This window comes from Flagellimonas amoyensis (genome assembly GCF_003058265.1).
Classification (GTDB): Bacteria; Bacteroidota; Bacteroidia; order Flavobacteriales; family Flavobacteriaceae; genus Flagellimonas; species Flagellimonas amoyensis.
Map to the genome: position 1 here is coordinate 70,779 of NZ_QBUK01000014.1, position 19,989 is coordinate 90,767.

Annotated in this window: 19 protein-coding genes; 4 read left to right on the top strand and 15 right to left on the bottom strand. The window is 46.3% G+C overall.

The features are described from left to right. Positions 1 to 31 precede the first annotated feature (31 nt). Both DB398_RS17085 and uvrA read right to left on the bottom strand, forming a co-directional pair. Positions 32 to 718 carry an LOG family protein gene (locus DB398_RS17085; protein WP_108425674.1) on the bottom strand — a complete coding sequence of 229 codons (687 nt, stop codon included), beginning with the start codon at positions 716 to 718 and terminating at the stop codon, positions 32 to 34. Between the two features lie 18 nt (positions 719 to 736). After that, positions 737 to 3,598, bottom strand: a complete 2,862-nt coding sequence (gene uvrA / locus DB398_RS17090; RefSeq protein WP_108425675.1) for an excinuclease ABC subunit UvrA — start codon at positions 3,596 to 3,598, stop codon at positions 737 to 739. A 211-nt stretch (positions 3,599 to 3,809) separates the two neighbouring features. Between uvrA and DB398_RS17095 the strand changes: the two genes are divergently transcribed. Next, positions 3,810 to 4,331 carry a hypothetical protein gene (locus DB398_RS17095; RefSeq protein ID WP_108425676.1) on the top strand — a complete coding sequence of 174 codons (522 nt, stop codon included), beginning with the start codon at positions 3,810 to 3,812 and terminating at the stop codon, positions 4,329 to 4,331. Here DB398_RS17095 and DB398_RS17100 read toward each other — a convergent pair whose 3' ends face one another. The 4 genes from DB398_RS17100 to DB398_RS17115 all read right to left on the bottom strand — a co-directional run bounded on the left by DB398_RS17100 (position 4,332) and on the right by DB398_RS17115 (position 8,227). Continuing rightward, positions 4,332 to 5,051: a DUF5131 family protein gene (locus DB398_RS17100; protein WP_108425677.1), complete on the bottom strand. Its 720-nt coding sequence runs from the start codon at positions 5,049 to 5,051 to the stop codon at positions 4,332 to 4,334. Continuing rightward, positions 5,018 to 5,893: a three-Cys-motif partner protein TcmP gene (tcmP, locus tag DB398_RS17105; protein ID WP_108425678.1), complete on the bottom strand. Its 876-nt coding sequence runs from the start codon at positions 5,891 to 5,893 to the stop codon at positions 5,018 to 5,020. Before tcmP ends, DB398_RS17100 begins: the two co-directional genes overlap by 34 nt. 162 nt (positions 5,894 to 6,055) lie before the next feature. Next, positions 6,056 to 6,829 carry a TIGR03915 family putative DNA repair protein gene (locus tag DB398_RS17110; protein ID WP_108425679.1) on the bottom strand — a complete coding sequence of 258 codons (774 nt, stop codon included), beginning with the start codon at positions 6,827 to 6,829 and terminating at the stop codon, positions 6,056 to 6,058. A 135-nt stretch (positions 6,830 to 6,964) separates the two neighbouring features. Continuing rightward, on the bottom strand, positions 6,965 to 8,227 hold the full coding sequence (locus DB398_RS17115) for a putative DNA modification/repair radical SAM protein (RefSeq protein ID WP_108425680.1): 1,263 nt from the start codon (positions 8,225 to 8,227) through the stop codon (positions 6,965 to 6,967). A 205-nt stretch (positions 8,228 to 8,432) separates the two neighbouring features. Here DB398_RS17115 and DB398_RS17120 point away from each other — a divergent pair, with 205 nt between their 5' ends. Further along, a complete protein-coding gene (locus DB398_RS17120; RefSeq protein ID WP_108425681.1) occupies positions 8,433 to 9,185 on the top strand; it encodes an XRE family transcriptional regulator in 753 nt (250 codons plus the stop codon). Positions 9,186 to 9,189: 4 nt separating this feature from the next. Here the strand turns inward: DB398_RS17120 and DB398_RS17125 are convergent, their stop codons facing one another. From DB398_RS17125 to DB398_RS17140, 4 genes are read right to left on the bottom strand one after another with little or no spacing between them, the layout of a single operon-like run. Next, a complete protein-coding gene (locus DB398_RS17125) occupies positions 9,190 to 10,185 on the bottom strand; it encodes an SMP-30/gluconolactonase/LRE family protein (RefSeq protein WP_108425682.1) in 996 nt (331 codons plus the stop codon). 36 nt (positions 10,186 to 10,221) lie between these two features. Beyond that, complete coding sequence (locus DB398_RS17130; RefSeq protein WP_108425683.1) at positions 10,222 to 11,148, bottom strand: ATP-grasp domain-containing protein; 927 nt, start codon at positions 11,146 to 11,148, stop codon at positions 10,222 to 10,224. Between the two features lie 9 nt (positions 11,149 to 11,157). Then, the gene (gene ggt, locus DB398_RS17135; RefSeq protein WP_108425684.1) at positions 11,158 to 12,840 is read right to left on the bottom strand and encodes a gamma-glutamyltransferase; all 1,683 of its coding nucleotides are present in this window, start codon (positions 12,838 to 12,840) and stop codon (positions 11,158 to 11,160) included. Continuing rightward, positions 12,828 to 13,421, bottom strand: a complete 594-nt coding sequence (locus DB398_RS17140) for an acyl carrier protein phosphodiesterase (RefSeq protein WP_108425685.1) — start codon at positions 13,419 to 13,421, stop codon at positions 12,828 to 12,830. Before DB398_RS17140 ends, ggt begins: the two co-directional genes overlap by 13 nt. Before the next feature lie 91 nt (positions 13,422 to 13,512). Here DB398_RS17140 and glmM point away from each other — a divergent pair, with 91 nt between their 5' ends. Further along, positions 13,513 to 14,904, top strand: a complete 1,392-nt coding sequence (gene glmM, locus DB398_RS17145; RefSeq protein WP_108425686.1) for a phosphoglucosamine mutase — start codon at positions 13,513 to 13,515, stop codon at positions 14,902 to 14,904. Here glmM and DB398_RS17150 read toward each other — a convergent pair. The 3 genes from DB398_RS17150 to DB398_RS17160 all read right to left on the bottom strand — a co-directional run bounded on the left by DB398_RS17150 (position 14,901) and on the right by DB398_RS17160 (position 17,475). Then, positions 14,901 to 15,413: a YybH family protein gene (locus DB398_RS17150; protein ID WP_108425687.1), complete on the bottom strand. Its 513-nt coding sequence runs from the start codon at positions 15,411 to 15,413 to the stop codon at positions 14,901 to 14,903. The genes glmM and DB398_RS17150 overlap by 4 nt on opposite strands. 77 nt (positions 15,414 to 15,490) lie before the next feature. Beyond that, complete coding sequence (locus DB398_RS17155) at positions 15,491 to 16,474, bottom strand: sterol desaturase family protein (RefSeq protein WP_108425688.1); 984 nt, start codon at positions 16,472 to 16,474, stop codon at positions 15,491 to 15,493. A gap of 119 nt (positions 16,475 to 16,593) precedes the next feature. Beyond that, positions 16,594 to 17,475 (bottom strand): lysophospholipid acyltransferase family protein, encoded by an 882-nt coding sequence (locus tag DB398_RS17160; RefSeq protein WP_108425689.1) that lies wholly within the window; start codon positions 17,473 to 17,475, stop codon positions 16,594 to 16,596. A 52-nt stretch (positions 17,476 to 17,527) separates the two neighbouring features. On the opposite strand from DB398_RS17160, the gene DB398_RS17165 reads away from it, so the two are divergent. Beyond that, positions 17,528 to 18,178, top strand: coding sequence for a rhomboid family intramembrane serine protease (locus DB398_RS17165; protein WP_108425690.1), 651 nt, complete (start codon positions 17,528 to 17,530; stop codon positions 18,176 to 18,178). 70 nt (positions 18,179 to 18,248) lie between these two features. On the opposite strand, the gene DB398_RS17170 is transcribed toward DB398_RS17165, so the two are convergent. Then, positions 18,249 to 19,364, bottom strand: a complete 1,116-nt coding sequence (locus DB398_RS17170; RefSeq protein WP_108425691.1) for a DUF4369 domain-containing protein — start codon at positions 19,362 to 19,364, stop codon at positions 18,249 to 18,251. A gap of 105 nt (positions 19,365 to 19,469) precedes the next feature. Then, a complete protein-coding gene (locus DB398_RS17175) occupies positions 19,470 to 19,970 on the bottom strand; it encodes a hypothetical protein (protein WP_108425692.1) in 501 nt (166 codons plus the stop codon). Positions 19,971 to 19,989: the final 19 nt, after the last annotated feature.

The following is a 19,989-nucleotide window of genomic DNA, read 5'->3' on the forward strand; positions in this document are numbered from 1 at the left end:
AAGAACCGTTGGACTATCAAATAAGTATGGATTAAAAGTTGGGGCTGAGATTACGGCCTTTGTAGAAGGCATCGATGATCTCCACCACTTCGTCCTCGGTGTCCACCAATTGGATCAAGTCCAGGTCTCGTGGACTGATGTTCCCAGCTTCCAGCATGGTATTCTTGATCCAGTCGAGGAGCCCTTTCCAAAAATCGGTGCCCACCAATATGATGGGGAAGGTATGTATTTTATGGGTCTGGATCAGGGTAATGGCCTCAAAAAGTTCATCCAGCGTACCAAAGCCACCGGGCATCACCACAAAACCTTGTGAATATTTGACGAACATGACCTTGCGGACAAAGAAATAATCAAAATCCAGACTCTTGTCCTCATCGATATAAGGGTTGTCATGCTGTTCAAAAGGAAGGTCTATGTTCAGTCCCACCGATGTTCCCCCGGCAAGATTGGCCCCTTTGTTACCGGCCTCCATGATTCCGGGCCCGCCACCGGTGATGACACCATAACCCGCTTCGGCAATTCGTTGGGCAATCTTTACCGCCAGGTCATAGTAGTGGTTTCCTTCCCGTACCCGTGCCGATCCAAAAATGGATACACAGGGACCTATGACACTCATTTTTTCAAATCCGTTGACGAACTCGCCCATGATCTTGAATATGGCCCACGAATCGTTCGTCTTGATCTCATTCCACCCCTTGGAGTGCTGTTCTTTTCTCATTTGTTCAAATTATATGTTTCAGATGGCCTTGGCAATCTTTTCTTTGGTATGTTCCAGTTCTTTTTTCAAAAACTTGGCGGTATAACTTTTTTGGTCTTTGGCCACTTCTTCGGGCGTTCCTAGGGCAACCACCATGCCGCCGCCACGGCCACCTTCGTAACCAATGTCTATGATGTGGTCCATCATTTTGATGACGTCCATGTTGTGTTCTATCACCAAGATGGTATTTCCCTTGTCCACTAGTTGGTTGAGTACTTCCATCAGCACTCGGATGTCTTCAAAGTGCAAGCCAGTGGTAGGCTCGTCCAAGATGTAGAAGGTGTTTCCGGTATCACGCTTGGAAAGCTCTGTGGCCAGTTTCACCCGCTGCGCCTCACCGCCGGAAAGGGTAGTGGACTGCTGTCCCAAAGAGATGTAACCCAATCCCACATCTTTGATGGTCTTCAGTTTTCGATGGATCTTGGGAATGTTCTCAAAGAAATCCACCGCTTCGTTGATGGTCATTTCCAATACGTCCGAAATAGACTTGCCCTTATAGCGGATTTCCAAGGTTTCCCTGTTGAACCGCTTGCCGTTGCAGGTCTCACATTCTACATACACATCGGGAAGAAAGTTCATTTCGATGACCTTCAACCCGCCGCCTTGGCAGGTTTCGCAACGCCCTCCTGCCACATTGAAGCTGAAACGTCCCGGTTTGTATCCGCGGATGGTTGCTTCGGTGGTCTTGGCAAACAAGGTCCGGATCTCGCTGAAAACCCCGGTATAGGTCGCCGGATTGGATCGCGGTGTGCGCCCGATGGGCGATTGGTTGATGTCGATGACCTTGTCGATATGCTGTAACCCGGTGATTTTTTTGTAGGGCATTGGTTTTTTCACCCCGTTGAAGTAATGGGCGTTCATGATAGGGTAGAGGGTCTCGTTCACCAAGGTGGACTTTCCACTGCCCGATACACCCGTGACGCCGATGAGTTTTCCCAAAGGGAATTCTACCGTGACATCCTTCAGGTTGTTTCCCGTACAGCCAGAAAGCACAATTTTTTTGCCCGTTCCCTTTCTTCTTTCACTTGGAACAGGAATTTCCAGTTCGCCGGTAATGTATTGGGCGGTCAGGGTATGATGGTCCTTCAGTTCGGATGGTTTTCCTTCGGAAATGATTTCCCCACCATGTTTTCCTGCTTTTGGACCGATGTCGATCACGTGGTCGGCACGTTCGATCATATCCCGATCATGCTCCACAACGATCACGGAATTCCCAATGTCCCTGAGCGATTCCAAAGAATGGATCAAGCGTTCGTTGTCCCGTTGGTGCAGACCGATGCTGGGTTCGTCCAAAATATAGAGCACCCCCACCAGTTGGGAACCTATCTGGGTGGCCAAACGGATACGCTGCGCCTCGCCCCCGGACAGGGATTTGGAGCTCCGGTTCAGGGAAAGGTAGTCCAATCCCACATCAAGCAAAAACCCGATACGGGCCTTGATTTCCTTGATGATTTCCTCCGCGATTATCTTTTGGTTGCCCTCAAGGGTCTCTTCCAAATTCTTGAAAAAAGTGGCCAGTTCGGCAATGTCCATTTGGGCCAGTTCGGCAATGTTCTTTTCGCCCACCTTAAAATAAAGGGATTCCTTGCGTAAGCGGGCACCTTCGCAGGTGGGACATTTTATTTTGTCCATGTAATCCTTCGCCCATCGTTTTATGGACGTGGAATTGGCATCTTCAAATTGGGTCCTGATGAAGTTTGAAATGCCCTCATAATCAATTTTGTACTGCCTTTTTACACCGAGGGATTTGGAATCGACCTCAAAACTTTCCTTTCCCCCGTTAAGGATAACGTCCATGGCCTCCTCGGGGATTTTTTCGATGGCGTCCGAAAGGTCAAAACCATACCGCTGCCCAATGGTCTCCAACTGTTTGAAGGCCCAGGATTTCTTGTATTCGCCCAACGGGGCAAGTCCACCCGCCTTGATGGACAGTTTGGGGTTTGGAATGATCTTTCGTTCGTTCACTTCGTAAATATGCCCCAGACCACTGCAATCGGGGCACATGCCCTTGGGCGAGTTGAACGAAAAGGTGTTGGGTTCCGGCGTGGGGTACGAAATGCCCGTGGAAGGACACATCAGGTCCCGGCTGAAATAGCGGGGCACGGTCTCGCCCTCTTCCAATACCATCAGAACGTTGTCGCCACTGTACATGGCCGTGTTGATGGTCTCCGCAAGGCGTTTGTGGAAATCCTCGGTATCGGAGACTTTTAGACGGTCTATCACGATCTCGATATCGTGGGTCTTGTAGCGGTCCACCTTCATGCCCTTGGTGATGTCCATGATCTCACCGTCCACCCGCACTTTTACAAAGCCTTGCTTTGCAATCTGTTCAAAAAGTTCGCGGTAATGGCCCTTTCTCGATTTGATCACTGGGGCCAGCACGTTTATTTTTTTATCGAGGTAGGATTCTATGATGAGTTCCTTGATCTGCTCGTCGCTATAGCTCACCATTTTCTCGCCCGTGTTGTAGCTGTAGGCATCCCCGGCACGTGCGAACAAGAGTCGGAGAAAATCGTACACCTCTGTGATGGTGCCCACGGTGGAGCGGGGCGATTTGGAAGTGGTCTTCTGTTCTATGGCGATCACAGGCGAAAGTCCATCTATCTTGTCCACATCGGGGCGTTCCAGACCGCCCAAAAACTGTCGGGCATAGGCCGAGAAGGTCTCGATGTAGCGGCGTTGGCCCTCGGCATAGATGGTATCGAAGGCCAGGGAGGATTTCCCACTGCCCGAAAGCCCGGTGATGACCACCAGCTTTTCACGGGGAATGGTGACATCGATGTCCTTCAGGTTGTGCACCCGGGCACCCTTCACCTCAATATGTTCTTCGTAATGGATCATAAATTCATAGCAAAGCTTCAAAAATAGCGATTTGGCTTGTAAAAAAGAAAGGGGTTGGATTTTCGTTATTGTTAATTGATGGCTTATTTTTGACATAGTATCATTTATCACTTCGAGCTGTCATCCTGAGCAGAGTTGAAGGAACGGTCGAGAAGTGATTTGGAAGAATTGAATCCGATGGCACTCGACCTGACATTATAAATTGAAAACTATGAAACTACTGGGCATTGGCTCTCGAATAGACCATCCTGAACACGGAAAAGGGGTGGTGACCAACGTATCATCCAAGTATTATTGGGTCACTTTTTTGGAAAGCGGACTGGAAACCATTGACCTTGATGCCGATTTTGAGGTGATCGAGGCGGTGGAGGACGAAGTGGACACCGTCAGCTTTTTTGAAGTGGAACGTTCCTTGGTCAAGATTTTGGAGAAATGGAGCGATACCCACGAAAAAGTGGCCATTGCCGATAAGTGGAAGGGCGGTAAACTGATCCTGGATCCCGGGGATGCCACCCAGAACAAGGAAATGCCCATCGATACCTTTTTTCACAAGATCGTGATGGTGCGCGACCGTATCCGTGTGATGGAACAAAAGATCAACAGCAGTAATCTGGACGATCAGGATAAAATTGACCTACAGCAATACATCACCCGTATTTATGGCAGTTTGACCAGTTTTAATGTGCTCTTTAAAAACAAGAGCGACCATTTTGTGGGGGAGAAGGGGAAGTAGCTAAGCTATCAACCTGTAGTTTGGCATTTGATCGTATGTACGTCCATTGAGCAAACGTCCACTTTTTTTCTTATTAGTGCCGCCCCATTGCTTGAAAAAGAAAGCAACGTTTACTTTTTCACATTGGTTTTTTATGTCCTTTACCCATTCGGCTTTAATTGGTCTAGGTTTTCTGCCGCTTTCACCGCCGACAATTACCCAGCTAATCTCTTTGAGATTTAAATTAGGAAGAGGTCCAATTAAGGGTTCTAGGGATAAAAACTTAACCTTCGCATTGGTTTTTCTGAGATAATCAATGCGATGCTCAACTTCTTGATTTTCAACAGATACTCCCATCCATATATTTGGAGTCCAGTTGAGTTTATCATGTAACTCCAACAATCGGTCATGTCTTTTAGTCAAAACTTGAAAAATGTGTTGTTGATTATCGTTCATGACTTCAAAAACCTTTTGGATAAAGAAAAATGGAACTTCTGGGTGGAACAAATCGCTCATGGAGTTCACAAAAACCATTTTAGGTTTTTTCCATGAGTACGGAGTACTCAATTCCGATTCATGGATTCGGACTTTAAAATTATCCTTATATTTCTCTATTCCCATGGCTTGAAGCCTTTTGGACATGACTTCGGCATAACAGAATTTACAACCCTGGCTAATTTTAGTGCAACCTGTTGTTGGGTTCCATGTCATTTCTGTCCATTCGATACTTGATTGTGCCATGTGTTGTATTTATTTATTATTTCATTAGCAATTTTCACCGCATTTTCATTGTTTGAAACCATAAAGAAATGAAACATTGTCGAATTCGAGCTATTTTTTAAAATATATGGCTTGGTCACATATTTGAATAATTCGTTTAATCTATTTTTATACAGTTCTGCTGATTTCTCAATTGTCTTTTCTTTTTTAGTAGTGATTCTTTCTTCGCCAAACAAGGTAATTACCTCAGTTTGATTGTAAAATTCATTCAAAATATCAATTTGACTCATTCCAAGAAAGGTTTCGAGCCTTTCAATCCATGCCTCAGAAATTCTTCCGTCATTTTTCAGCAATCTATTTACACCCATTCCTGTAGGAACTAATATCCATGCGTCAACATTTGATTCTTTCAAGGATTTAAGTGAATTCCAATTTAATTGCATTCCACAAGGATCAATGTAGGCTAGAACTCTTCGATTTTTTCCTTTTGTAGATTTTAAAAACTCACCCATAGAATGAATTTTGGTATTGCAATCTTCATTCACAACATATACTTTTTTTGTTGTTGTAGAGATTGAATCTTTTAATTCTTGTGCATTGTGAGTATCTTTTTCGACAAAGTAATATTCGTCAAAAGAGCGGGGTATGTTTAATTCCAAAATACGTTTTGCTGCTCCAAGAATTACCTTCTTGTTTTCATCGCTACCTTTGGTAATATAACCACTGCCTGCAAAACCATCAAAATAAAGAAGATTCCAACCAAACCGATTAGCATATTTGTTCATTATTGTTAAGTAGGCACTGGCGTACTCAACTAAAATTTCAATTTTTGCTTCAGTCCATTTCCCCCCAAATTCATTCATATATTATAATTTTGTGTTTAATGGGGGAATGCTACATAACAATATTAACAAAAAAAGCTTTTCAATCTAAACCACTCCTTTTTCTTACTCACCCTTCGACTTCGCTCAGGACTCCCTATTGCATATCTAGGCAAAAGGTTTGCCACATTGGGGTTACCTTACCTAACTTGCTTTTTTTTCAGAAAGGTACTTCCAATACCGTTTGGGCACATGCTGCGTATGCAATTTAGGGTTGATGCGGGACTTGATGCCCGTGCTTTTGAAATAATCGTTCCAGAGGGTCTGGTAATCGTATTCCTCGCTCAGGAAAGCATCACTTTTATGGACTTTGTTGAAATGCACCTCCCGTAGGTTCAGGGACACCATTTCCACATGGTCCAGGTTGTAATAGATCCCGTATTTGCGTTTCACGTCATAAATGAGCCATTGCTGGTCCGCATAGCGGTCCCGAAAATGTTTGGAAATCAGGGGCAGCACATCAAAATCGGGCTCTATGTTCGCAAAATAGATGTTGTCCTTCGTCAACTGGAACCGTACAAAGGCCTCCATGCGGTGTTTTTCCCGACCCACCTTCCGTGCCAACTGGCTGATGTGGAGCACCGTACTGTCCGAATAGTCCAGATACTTGCCGGTCTGGGTACGCATCAGTTTTTGGATGTAGGTGTACAGCATCATTTCCACCCCTTCGGCTTCGCTCAAAAAAGCAAAATACACATTGGAAATGGCATTGTGGCTTTTGCCCTTGATGCCGTTCCAGACCCGTTGAGCCTTTTCCACATGGGTGAAAATGGTCTCGGTGTCCGAAAACAGCCCATTTTGGCACTGACCATTTCTTTGGATGTCGGCCACATTGATCTTTTCGTCAAAAGCAACAAACACAGCTGTGAGAAACCCGTTGAAGCTGCCGTCATAAATTAAGGTTATTGAAGCATTCATAACGCTCTCTTTTAATTTATTTTGTTTTTTAATTCCAATATGTCATTCTCGTTAGCTCCTTCGACTGGCCCTTCGACTACGCTCAGGATGACAGCTCAGGATGACATCTCGAACTTAACCCTTCATTGCTAATTGTTAATTGAACAATGACAATTGGTTACTATACTGGTTCCTGAACTTGCCGGACGAAGTCTGCAAGATCATCCCCTTGATTTTCTCCGCATCCAGATCACGGCGTTCCCAGTGGCGGGAATCACATACCATGAAATACTGGGCACGGTTGAGGGCCACTCCGATTTTTTTGAGATGGTCCCAGTTCAACCTTCGAAATTTTCGAGCTTTCATTATTTTCTCCACGGATTGCATACCGATGCCGGGTATGCGGGCCAAGAGACGCTTGTCCGCCGTGTTCACATCCACCGGAAAATGGTGCAGGTTGCGCAACGCCCACGAAAGCTTGGGGTCCACGTCCATATCCAGATTGGGGTACTCCTTGTTCAAAATCTCGTTCACGGCAAAGCCGTAGAAACGCAAGAGCCAATCGGTCTGGTAGAGCCTGTTCTCCCGGAGCATGGGCACCTGCGAACCAATGGCCGGCAATCGGGCATCATCCGCAACTGGCACATAACCAGAATAATATACCCGTTTCATTTGGTAGGTTTTGTAATAATAGGTAGCGGAATACATGATGTCCTTGTCCGTTTCCCCGGAAGCGCCCACAATCATTTGGGTGCTCTGCCCGGCCGGGGCATATTTGGGGGTGCTTTTGATGATTTTTCGTTCGGTTTGGAAGCGCACGATCTCATTTTTCACCTTGAGCATGGGTTTGGTGAAGTCCTCATGCTTTTTATCGGGGGCCAAGAGTTTCAGGCCAGAAACTGTGGGCACTTCAATGTTCACGGAAAGACGGTCCGCGTATAATCCGGCTTCGTACATAAGTTCATCGCTGGCCCCAGGTATGGATTTCAGGTGGATATACCCATTGAAATTTTCCTCTTCCCGGAGTTTCTTCGCCACTGCAACCAAGCGTTCCATAGTATAATCCGCATTTTTGAATATCCCGGAACTCAGGAACAATCCCTCGATATAGTTTCTTCGATAAAAATTGATGGTCAGGTCCACCACTTCTTGGATCTTGAAGGCCGCTCTTTGGACGTCGTTGCTTTTACGGGTGACGCAATAGGCACAGTCATAGATGCAATGGTTGGTTAGCAGGATTTTCAACAAGGAAATACAACGTCCGTCCTCGGTGTAGCTATGGCAAATACCCATTTTTGAAGCATTGCCCAGCCCCTTTGTTTTATTGGTCCTGTCACTGCCACTACTGGCGCACGACACGTCGTATTTGGCCGCATCGGCCAGAATGTTCAGTTTTTCCCGTATTCTATCAAAACCCATAACTTGGAAATATTCCAATCAAAAATATGGAAATAATCCAATAAATGGAAATATTCCATAAAAAGTTTTGGAAATAATCCAAATTACCTATATTTGAATAGAGATATTAGGTAGAGATCTAATTTGTGGTGAAGGTCAATGCCTTCTCGAAAGCTCCTTCGACTGCGCTCAGGATGACAGTACGAAGTGATACAAAAATACAGAAATGGAAAACGAACTGACACTGAAACGATTTACGGACATCCGAAGGGAGCTGGGCCATACACAGGCCGAGTTTGCGGAACTGTTGGGTGTGAAGAACACCACGGCCGATATTGAACGGGGGAGGACCAAACTATCAGGCAAAGTGGTATCGGAGTTATTGAAACAGTTCAAGATCAACCCCATGTGGCTGTTCGGGGAGAGTGACCAGAAGTACTTGGATACCTCCAGAACCAGTGTGATCCCCAAGGTGGTCACCGTGGACAATTCCGATCAGGACAACATGGTATTGGTGAACGCCAAGGCCGCTGCGGGCTATCCACAGAACATTTCCGATACGAGTTGGTACCAACAGTTGCCTGCCTTTGACATGCCCATTCCCGAATTCCGAAATGCCACGTACAGGGGATTTCAGGTGGAAGGGGACAGCATGTTGCCGAATCTAAGGCCCAACGATTGGGTGTTGGCGCGTGCCATTGAACATATTGACCATGTGAGCCCCAACAAAATGTACGTTGTGGTGCTCCAAGATTCCGTAATGGTCAAGAAAATAGAGCGACGGCCCAATTCCAACAACATTACTTTGGTTTCTTTGAACGAGACTTATCCTCCCTACGAGATCAAACCATTCCAGATCCAGGAAATTTGGGAGGTAAGTAGCAAATTGACTTTCAATGTGGATGCCACGACAGAAACCGGACTATTGAAACAGTTGCAACAGTCCATGGAAGAATTGAAGCGGCAGATTACCAGATAGCATTTTAGAAACCGTTCCCCACCGTTTTGGTTTGGATCCGCATCAGGAAGCTATGTGCAGTCATATAGAGCACGGAGCCATCGTTGCCCCATGCGCAGTTGGCCGTCCGTTGTCCTGTTTCAATGCGTCCCAAAAGTTTTCCTTCGGGGGTAATGATTAACACTCCACCTGGCCCTGTGGAAAAAATAGTGCCATCATTGGCCACTTTAAGACCATCCAAAGAGCCAACCAATCCTTCTTTCCGTAGTTCAGTGGCATCAAAGAATATAGTCCCCTCATCCAATGACCCATCATCCTGGACGTTGTATGCCGTAATATAAGGTGCGTTGCCATCCGATTGGTTCACATACAGTATTTTTTCGTCAGGGGAAAGCGCAAGCCCATTTGGGCGTGAAAGATTGCCGACCACCATGTCAACTTTGCCCTCAACATCGACTTTGAAGACGCCAAATGCATCAATTTCCCGCGATTTGGAATTTTCCTGCTCTGGCAGTCCATAGGGAGGGTCTGTAAAATAATAGATGCCTTTGGAGGTCTGTACAATGTCATTTGGGCTATTGAAACGCTTTCCATTCCATTTGTCGGCCACCGTTACTTTTCCGCCAAAGGATAATGGCATCCGGGATATTCTTCGGTCGCCATGTTCGCAGGCCACCAACTCCCCATTATTGTTGATGAGAAGTCCATTGCTGCCGGGCTCCTTGCTGTATGGCAGTATTCCGGTGTAACCAGAAGGTTCTAAAAATTGTGTGATCCCTTCATTTTCATCCCATTTAAAAATAGTGTTCTGTGGGGCATCCGAAAATAGGAGGAACCCACCTTCCTTGACCCAAACGGGTCCTTCGGACCACATAAAATCCTCGGCGAGCACTTCTATTTTTGCTTCTTTATCCACGTAATCGTAAAAAGCATCATCCAGCGCAACTAGTTGGCCAGTGGTTTTCTGTTGGGCAGTGCACCCTAAGCCAATGCTTAACAATAGGAGGGTTAAATTTTTCATTTTGAGATAGTTAAAGTTATGTGTCGTATTAATGGTCTAGATTTTGGCGGACAAACAGTGGTCCTTTATGGTCTTGGCCAATTTTTGTGCTGCTGATGGATTACGCCGGAACCATAATTCGGGCTCAAAGATCTCCAATTCGGCCAGGGCCCAATTTCCTTCGTTGTCCCGAAATAGATCTACCCGTGCATAAACGGGAAGTTCGGGAGCTGCCGCGACCACTTTTTTGGCAAAAGCTATCTGCTCCTTGGATGGGTCATATTCGTGGACGCTACCGCCAAAATCGTCCTGTACCCGAAAATCGCCAGGTTTGGCAATTTTGAGCACGGCATGGGTGAACTCCCCATGGAAAAGCATCATTGAAATTTCCCCTTCAGAAACGATGTTTTCCTGAAATTCCTGAAGCATCATCGCCTCTTCGGAAATCAATTGTCCAAACAGCGCTTCGTGCTTTGGAATCTCCGTTGTATGGATTTTGTAGGTATGTCGGGCCGCCCCGGATATGCAGGGTTTCAACACAAATTGTTCTTTCTTGAACCCATGGCCTTGCACCGCAGTGGAAAAAAGGGCCTGCAATGTGGTTTGGGTCCCTTTTTCCACAAAAATAGTCTTGGGAATGTTGACGCCCGCCCTGGAAAGGTCTTGGAGGTAGTGTTTGTCCATGTTCCATGTGATCAATTCTTTGGAATTGATGAACTGGGTCAGTTTGGAGGTGTTTTCAAACCATGTTGAGAACTCCGAAAATCGGTCAAAATAGTCCCAAGTGGTACGGAAAAGGGCCAATTTTGCGGTGGACCAATCAAAATGGGGGTCATCCCACGATTTTCGGACGACCTTCAAACCTTCTGCCTGCAAGGCCTCCACGACCAAACGGTCTTCCAGGAGTACGTTGTCTATGTAAGGGCTCCTTTTTTCAGGGGAGACATATCTTCGGTCTGTCAGCACAACAATATCAAATAGCATAGAGAAAGATTAAAAACCGACCGCTTTGTCATCACCCCGTTTGTCGGCCCCACCTTCCAGTTTGCCATCGGGCAGCACGCGGATGGCATCCACTTTGCCAATAATGGGGGTGCGTTCCTCGTTGATGATGTATCCTTTGGATTTCAGTTCGGAGATGAGCTCCTCCGAAAACCCTTCGGGCTCAAAAACGACCGCATCGGGCAACCATTGGTGATGGAAACGGGGCGCATTCACGGCATCCTGCATGCTCAGGTTGAATTCGTATACGTTCAAAATGGTCTGGGCCACCGCTGTCATGATGGTGGAACCGCCTGGGGTACCCACGACCATATAGAGTTTTCCTTCTTTTACGACAATGGTGGGCGTCATGCTGCTCAGCATCCGTTTCTCTGGGGCAATACTGTTCGCTTCGGCACCGACCAGCCCAAACATATTGGGCACGCCGGGTTTGGCGCTGAAATCGTCCATTTCATTGTTCAAAAAGAATCCCAGTTCGGCACAATAGAGCTTGGAGCCGAAGCCACCGTTCAAGGTTGTGGTGGCGGAAATGGCATTGCCCTCGCTGTCCACGATGGAGTAGTGGGTGGTTTCGGAACTTTCGATGATCTCCACTTCACCGTGACTCACATCGGAAGACAACGTTGCTTTGTCGAAGGAGAAATCGGCCATACGTCTTTGCAAATAAGCATCATCTAGAAGGACATCATAGGGAATATCGACAAAGTCGGGGTCGCCCAAAAAGTAATTTCGGTCGGCATAGGCACGACGGGATGCCTCGGTGAACAACTGGATGGTCTTGGCAGAGTTATGTCCATATTTGGACACTTTGTAAGGCTCCATCATCTTGAAAATCTGGTTGATGGTGACACCTCCGCTACTGGGGGGACTCATGGATATCACGTGAAGATCCTTGTAATCGAACTCGATGGGGTCTCTCCACTTGGCTTCATATCGTGAAAGATCCTCCTCGGTGATGTAGCCACCATTTTCCTGCACAAAGGCGGCCAGTTTTTGGGCCACTTCTCCTTTGTAGAACCCATCTTTTCCTTTTTCCATGATGATCTCCAAGGTTTGGGCCAATTCAGGATATTTTATGGTGTCCCCGGTTTTGAACGGGCCTGCAAATTTGGTACTGTCCCCGTTCGCCTTGATGAAACTTTCCCGATAGCCTTCCAGTCGTTTCGCCTGTTTTTCCGTGACGACCACTCCCTTTTTGGCCAAGGCAATGACGGGTTCCATGATTTCGGATAGGGGCAGGGAACCAAACTTTTTGTGCACTTCCATGACACCGGCCACCGTGCCGGGTACCCCAATAGCGGTGCCGCCGGATGTGCTCATATCGGGGATGACATTGCCCAGCGAATCCAGGTACATGTCCTTATGGGCCGCCATGGGCGCTTTCTCCCGATAATCGATGCCCCCGACCTCGCCATTGCTCTTTCGGTAGACCATAAAGCCCCCACCGCCCAAATTTCCGGCAAAAGGAAAGGAGACGGCCAAGGCCAGTTCTGTGGCCACCATGGCATCGAAGACATTGCCCCCTTTTTTCATGATGTCCACCCCAATTTGGGAAGCTTCTTCACGGGCAGAGACCACCATGGCCTTTTCCGTGACAAGTCCGGTTGGTTCGGCGGGCTTTTGTTTGCAATGGATGAAGAGGACCAAGGGCAGGAGCAGTATCAGTCTTCGCATAGGGAGTTGAATTTTTGACGGGAAAAGGTAATCAATTCTTCAAAAAAAGCGGTGAACTCGTTTTCAAAATCCGTGTAGTGTTCTTCAAGATCCAAAATGGCAAAATTCATCTTGGACTTGTTCTGGGTCCTTCGGTTCATCCCGTTGAGCACCCTGCCGATACCGTCAAGGTTGGCATAGTCCAAAAGCCAGTTGTCCGCAATCATATAGGGCATCATCCCTTTGGTGGCGACGGGGAGCAGCTCGTAGTTTTCTTCCAAAAGGTCATAGAACCTCTCTACATAAGTTTCAAGGGGAACATTGGAATAGTCGCTCCAGTTCTTGGCCAGGAAATGGTCGTAAAAGATGTCCACGATCACCATGCTGTAATGGCTGTAGTTCTTGTGCAGCCTTTTACTGCTCTGTCTCGTGATGGGGTGGCCATCCGTAAAGGTGTCTATTTCCCGATGCAGCAAGATGCCCTTTTGGATTTTGTCCGGTAAATGTTTGTAGCGGTTCCCACGGATGTGGTCGGCAAAAAAATTGCCCAAAGTGATCTCCTTGTCATCAAAGGAAAGGTAAATATGTGCCAAGAAGTTCATCGGGGCAAAATCCTTTTGTGTCGAAATTTACAAATTCAAAACATGGAATAGGGGATGCTGGGTTATATTTGCACAAACTTTTTTAACAATTATGACACTGATCAAATCTATTTCTGGAATTCGAGGAACCATAGGCGGAAAAACAAATGATAACCTGACCCCACTGGACGCTGTGAAGTTTGCGGCAGCATATGGGAGCTGGTTGAAGGACTATTCCAAGAAAGAGAAATTGACCGTTGTCATAGGCAGGGATGCCCGTTTGTCGGGCGAGATGATCCAAAATTTGGTAGTGTCCACCTTGGTGGGACTGGGGATCGATGTAGTGGACCTAGGATTGTCCACCACCCCTACAGTGGAGATTGCCGTTCCTTTGGAAAAGGCCGATGGAGGCATTATCCTGACCGCCAGTCACAATCCAAAACAATGGAATGCCCTAAAATTGCTCAATGAGCGCGGGGAGTTTTTGGATGCGGCCCAAGGAGCCAAGATTCTGGAACTTGCCGAAAAAGAGGATTTTGATTTTGCCGAAGTGGATGATTTAGGGGAAATCACTAAAAATGACTCCTACATCGATATCCATATTGATGAAGTATTGGAGCTTCCCTTGGTAGATGCCGATGTGATCAGGGGCAAGGGATTCAGGGTGGTCGTGGACGGGGTCAATTCCACAGGAGGTGTTGCAATTCCCAAATTGTTGCAAGAGCTTGGGGTGGAAGTGGTGAAGCTCTACTGTGATCCCACGGGCCATTTTCCACACAATCCAGAACCTTTGAAGGAACATTTGGGGGACATCTGCAAGAAAGTGGTGGAAGAAAAGGCCGATTTTGGTATTGTGGTGGACCCGGATGTGGATCGTTTGGCATTTATCAGCAATGATGGGGAAATGTTCGGTGAGGAATATACCTTGGTGGCCTGTGCGGATTACGTATTGGGCAAGACCAAGGGCAACACGGTGTCCAACCTGTCTTCTTCACGTGCCCTTCGTGACATTACCGAAAAGCATGGAGGCACTTATGAGGCTGCAGCTGTAGGCGAGGTGAACATGGTCGCCAAAATGAAGGCGAGCAATGCCATTATTGGAGGTGAGGGCAATGGGGGCATCATTTATCCAGAGAGTCACTATGGTCGCGATGCTTTGGTGGGCACGGCCCTTTTCTTGATGTTGATGGCTGAACGTGGCGGAACCGTGGCCGAACTACGGGCAAGTTATCCCAGTTATTTTATGGGCAAAAAGAAGATAGAACTTACTCCCGGACTGGATGTGGATGCCCTACTTGAGGCCATGCACGATAAATATAAAGGGGAGCAGGTCTCCACCATTGACGGGGTGAAAATCGATTTCCCTGAAAATTGGGTGCATCTTCGCAAATCCAACACAGAACCCATTATCCGAATCTATACCGAGGCCAAATCACAGAACGAAGCGGATGCTTTGGCCGACCGTATCATTGGTGAAATCAAGGAAGTGGCAGGATTGAGCTAGTTCCCGATCAGTTCATAAACGATTTTTTGGGAATTGAATTCCTCATGGGAAATGGGAGCGTGCTTGTCCGAGTCCAGCCAAATTTTCCATGAGCCGTTCTCTTTGCGCAACCCTACATTGAACTCACCATAACCCCTTATCACAAGGTCAGCATCGTTTTCGCCTTTTGAGCTGAAACGGTAATATCCATTTTGGTAGGCCATCTCACCATTGGGGTCCACCGAAGTGGATAGGATGGCAAAAGCGATACCGACCCGATTGGTGGCGACAAAATCCGCAAAATTTTCCAGATAGCTTTCGCCGGTCTGGATTTCACCTTGCTGCATGATGACCCGGATAATGTCCTTGGTGTGGATGGATTTTAATTTTTCAGGGTCCGATTCGTCATAGGCTTCCATAAAAGGCAGCCATATGTCTTTTTTGATCTCTTCACGGATTTCGTCCGTGGTCTGTCCGAAGGAAAATAAGCTAAGGAAGCATAAAACTGCTGTGAGGATGGACTGTTTCATTTTTCTGATTGTTGATACGGATGAAGGTATGAATTAACTTCAAACACACTGTGGGTCCATCAAAAAATATTGTGGATTCAGATGGACTCCAAATAGCTTTTCCGAACCACTTTGGCGGTCTTGTGTTCGCCGGTATGGCTCCATCCGGGAGGCATTACGAGGTAGCGGAACTTGTTGGCAAGCCCAGGGGCCTTCCATACATCTTTGGCCAAGGCCGCGATTTCCCCAAAATACACATCCATGAAATTTCCCGAATCCATTTCCCGAGTTATGCCGTATTCAATGGTAATGTCGTCCTGTTCTTCCTGATAGGTTTTGAACGCATGGTCCCAAATGTTGAGCAGGTTGCAAAAATTGGTGTCCATGTAAAGGGGATTCTTGGCGTGGTGCACCCGATGGTGGGAAGGAGTGAGGATGATCTTGTTCAAAAAGCCCAGCCGACCGTTTTTCAACAGATTTTCCCCAATATGGATAAACGCACCATAGGTGCCATCAATGAACATGATCAAAAACAGCAGCTCTGGGTGTACGCCCAAAAGGATGCAGATGGTGGTCCGGATGGTATCGGCATAGGGTGCTTCCAAGAAGAAATGGGCATGGGTCACGGACAGGTTCATGTTTTCAGGGGCATGATGGGTGGAGTGCAGGCACCAGAACAGACGCACCTTGTGCCCCAAGTAATGATAGACAAAATGCCCAAGTTCCCATACCACGTACCCATAAACGATCCAATACCACTTCATTGTGGTCTGGAAGGGAGCGTATTGCTGGAAAAGGCCAATGCACAGGGCAACCATGGCAATGGCGATAAAGCGACCCACAAACCGATTGAAAACATAGATCAAAAAATTCACCTTATACACCTTGGTGTGTGGCTTTTTATAGATCAGTCCCAAAATCAGTTCAAGGATGATGAGCAACGGAATGATGGGGTAGATCAAGGAGACGATGCCCTCATAGGTGGTAAAGGAAGTGTAATCACCGGACCGAAGGATTTCGAGGGCCTGGGATATGCCCAAAAAGCCTATGACCTCATTGTAAAGCGTTTGTAAAAATTCCATCCCGATTGGTTTAGCTCAAAAAATACAATAACCAGAAGGGAATATACTACAATTTCGACCAATGACAATTTGTGGGCTGTTTATGTATGGTGCTGTACCATAACACGATGAGTGGTAAATTACTTGGGTGCCTTATCCTTGTGTTTCCACCTTTTGTGGGTCCAGAAATAATATTCCGGGGCTTCAAGAATGGATTTTTCCGTTTCCCGCAGAAAAGCGTCCGTAATCTTATAATCCTCGACCATTTTAGGGTTTTCCGTAAGTATTTTGAAGGACCCCTCGTAGTATCCCCTTTTCTTTTTTTGGACTTTTAAATAGACAGGGACAATGTTGTTGGCCTTACATATTTCCTCACCACCCACATGCACCGGCACTTTGATTCCCATAAACTCGGTCCAGTATTTTGCCTTTCCCACCATGGGGGATTGGTCGCTGATGATCCCTACCATGAACAATTCCTTGCTTTTCTTTGCGTCTTTCAGGATTTTTCGGCTTTCCCTTGTTGAAATCAGGGTGGTGTTGAACTTACTCCGGATTTTTCGCACCAATCCGTCAAAATATTTGTTCTGTATTTTTTGATAGATGCCATACCCTTTGGATCGTATCTGAAGGTTTAGGGACAGCACCCATTCCCAGCTGGCATAATGCGGGAGCATGAGCATGGTGTTTATCCCTTTTTCTTCAAGGTCGTTGATAAGATCTATGTTGGTGACCGTAAAACGCTTTTGAATCTCATCTTTACTGATGCCCAAGGTTTTGATCATCTCCAGAAAGATGTCGCACATGTGGCGAAAGAATTCTTTTTCGATGGCCAAGCGTTCTGCCTTTGATTTTTCAGGAAAAACAAGTGCCAAGTTGTTGCGTACCACTTTTTTGCGGTATCCAATAACATAGTACAGCAAAAGGTAGACACCATCGGAGATTGTGTACAAAATTCTGAAAGGGAGTCTGGAGACCAACCAGAGCAATGGATAAACCAGGATATATACGGCCAACTGCATAAGCGATTCTTGTGTGCAAATATAGCTATATTTGAAACCAAACTTTTATTGCATGTACAATTTACATATTGCCACCATCGCCATAATAGCCATCAATGTCATAGTGTCCCTTCGGGGATTCAACGATACCGCTTTTTTTGATAGATATAAATTCAGCATAGGGGGTATACAGGCAGGGCAACGGGAACGGATGGCCACATCAGGGTTTTTGCACGTGGATCTCTCCCATCTTTTTTTCAATATGTTCACCCTGTATTTTTTTGCCAATGTGGTCATCAGTTGGTTTGGCCCGGGCAAATTTTTGATCATCTATTTTGTCAGTTTGCTCGGAGGGAGCCTTTTGGCCCTGTTTTTTCATAAGGATGAACCTTTTTATAGTGCAGTAGGGGCCAGTGGAGCCGTAACAGGTATTTTGTATGCTGCCATTTTATTGAATCCCGATATGCAATTGGGCATTATGTTCATTCCTATTCCATTGCCGGCCTACGTGTTGGGCATTGGATATCTTTTGTATTCCATTTATGGGATGAAGAGCCGATTGGGGAATATTGGGCACACGGCGCATTTTGGTGGAGCCATTGGCGGATATGCCACTACCTTGTTGTTCAAGCCGGAACTGTTCATTACGGACACACTGATCGTTGTGCTGTTGGCCATTCCCATCGTTATCCTATTTGTATTGGAGAAAATGGGCAAGATTTAAAAAGAAAAATAGAATCATAAAAAAAGCCCGGCATTTCGTCCGGGCTTTTTTTATGATTTTATAAGTAGACCTAGTTCAGCAGTTCGGCCACTTTTTGTTCAAGAGCCGGTCCCCTTAGGTCCTTGGCCACGATCACCCCGTTCTCATCCAACAAAAAAGCGGCTGGTATGGCATTGATGTTGTACAATCTGGCAATGGGGTCCTGGAAACGCTGAAGGTTGGAAATGTGGTTCCAAGCAAGCCCATCGGCCTCTATGGCTCCTGTCCAGTCCTCTGCACGGGTATCCAAGGAAACTCCTATAATATTGAATCCTTTGTCCTTGTACTTTTCATAAACGGAGACAATGTTTGGGTTTTCGGCACGACAAGGTCTGCACCAAGCGGCCCAAAAATCAACCAGTGTAAGTTTGGATTTGTCCGTTACTTGGCTCAAGGCCAATAGGTCCCCAGTTGGTGTCGGTGCAGAAAAATCAGGAGCTGTGGAACCAATTTCGGTGGATTTCATGGTATCCAGTTGTTCTTTGATTTTTTTTCCGGGCTCAGTGGCCTTCATTTCGGGAGTAAGTGCTTCAAAAAGGGCTTTCACTTCATCCAAGGGCAGGGCCTTGCTCGCCATCAGGTTTCCGATGATCAATACAGAGATCAATGCATTGGGATTTTCCTTTGCATAATTCACGTTGAAGTTCTTGGCTTCTTCCTGAAATTCCATAAACTCTTCGCGTAGGGAGCTAACGGTCGCCGTGTCCATTTTCTGTGCTGCGTCGCGCATATCGTTCTGCATGGACATGGCCCTTTCGGAAAGTTTTCTCGATTCGTCCAAAAAGTCCATGAAAAGTTCGTTCTGCTCGGTCCCTTTCAATTTGGCATAGTTGAGGCTATCCTTTTGAAACTCCATTTCAATGGTGCCATTTTCCAATACCACAGGAATGTTGCCGCGGTTGGACTCCATGAAGATGTAGTGCAATTTGGGCTCGATTTGGTTTCCTGTAAAGATGAACTTCCCGTTTTCCACGATTGCGGTATCCACTTCCACCAATTGGTTCAGGGTGTCGGTGGTTTTTAGAAATACCTTGATGCCATTCTCAGGTTCTCCATTGATCGTGCCGTTCAAGGTGTATCCTTTGGGGTCTGAGTTACAAGCTGCCAAAAACAGTATCCCAAGGGCGATTGCCAATATTTTTTTCATTTCTTGCGGTTTAAGCTGCTAAGGTATTCATTCCTTAGGTCAAAAAAAAACCCTTGGCACTTCTATCAAGTACCAAGGGTCTATAATTGTTTTGAAACTGACGTATCAGAACTGGTATCGAATACCTAGGGCAATATCAAAATCAAAGTCGTTGTCAAACCCATCGTAGCCCACTAGGCCCAATTCAGGTCTGAAATCCAGGGATAGGAGTAGGGGAATGTCAAAATTGTATTCAATACCGATGTTACCGGCGGCAAATACAAACAGACCATCATTGTCATCATCAAAATCTGGATCTGGATGGTCAAAATCCACACTTCCCAATCCACCACCTACGCCATAGTACCAGTTAAAGTTTCCATCCAATGGACGCACCCACTGATACACGCCGGTCAATTTGAACGCATCAAAATGGCGGCTATCTCGCCAGCCAAGGTCAAATTCCGCACGATTGGAAGTGCCTAGGGCTGTTTGATAGGAGATTTCCGCACCAAAACCGTCGCTGTCACCCAACCGGAGACCTAGGGCATTTTGGGAAATTTCCTGTGCACTCATAGATGCTGTTACAAATAGAAAAAGCGCTGCAAATAATGTGGTAATCTTCATGTGTTTCTCTTTTAAGTTA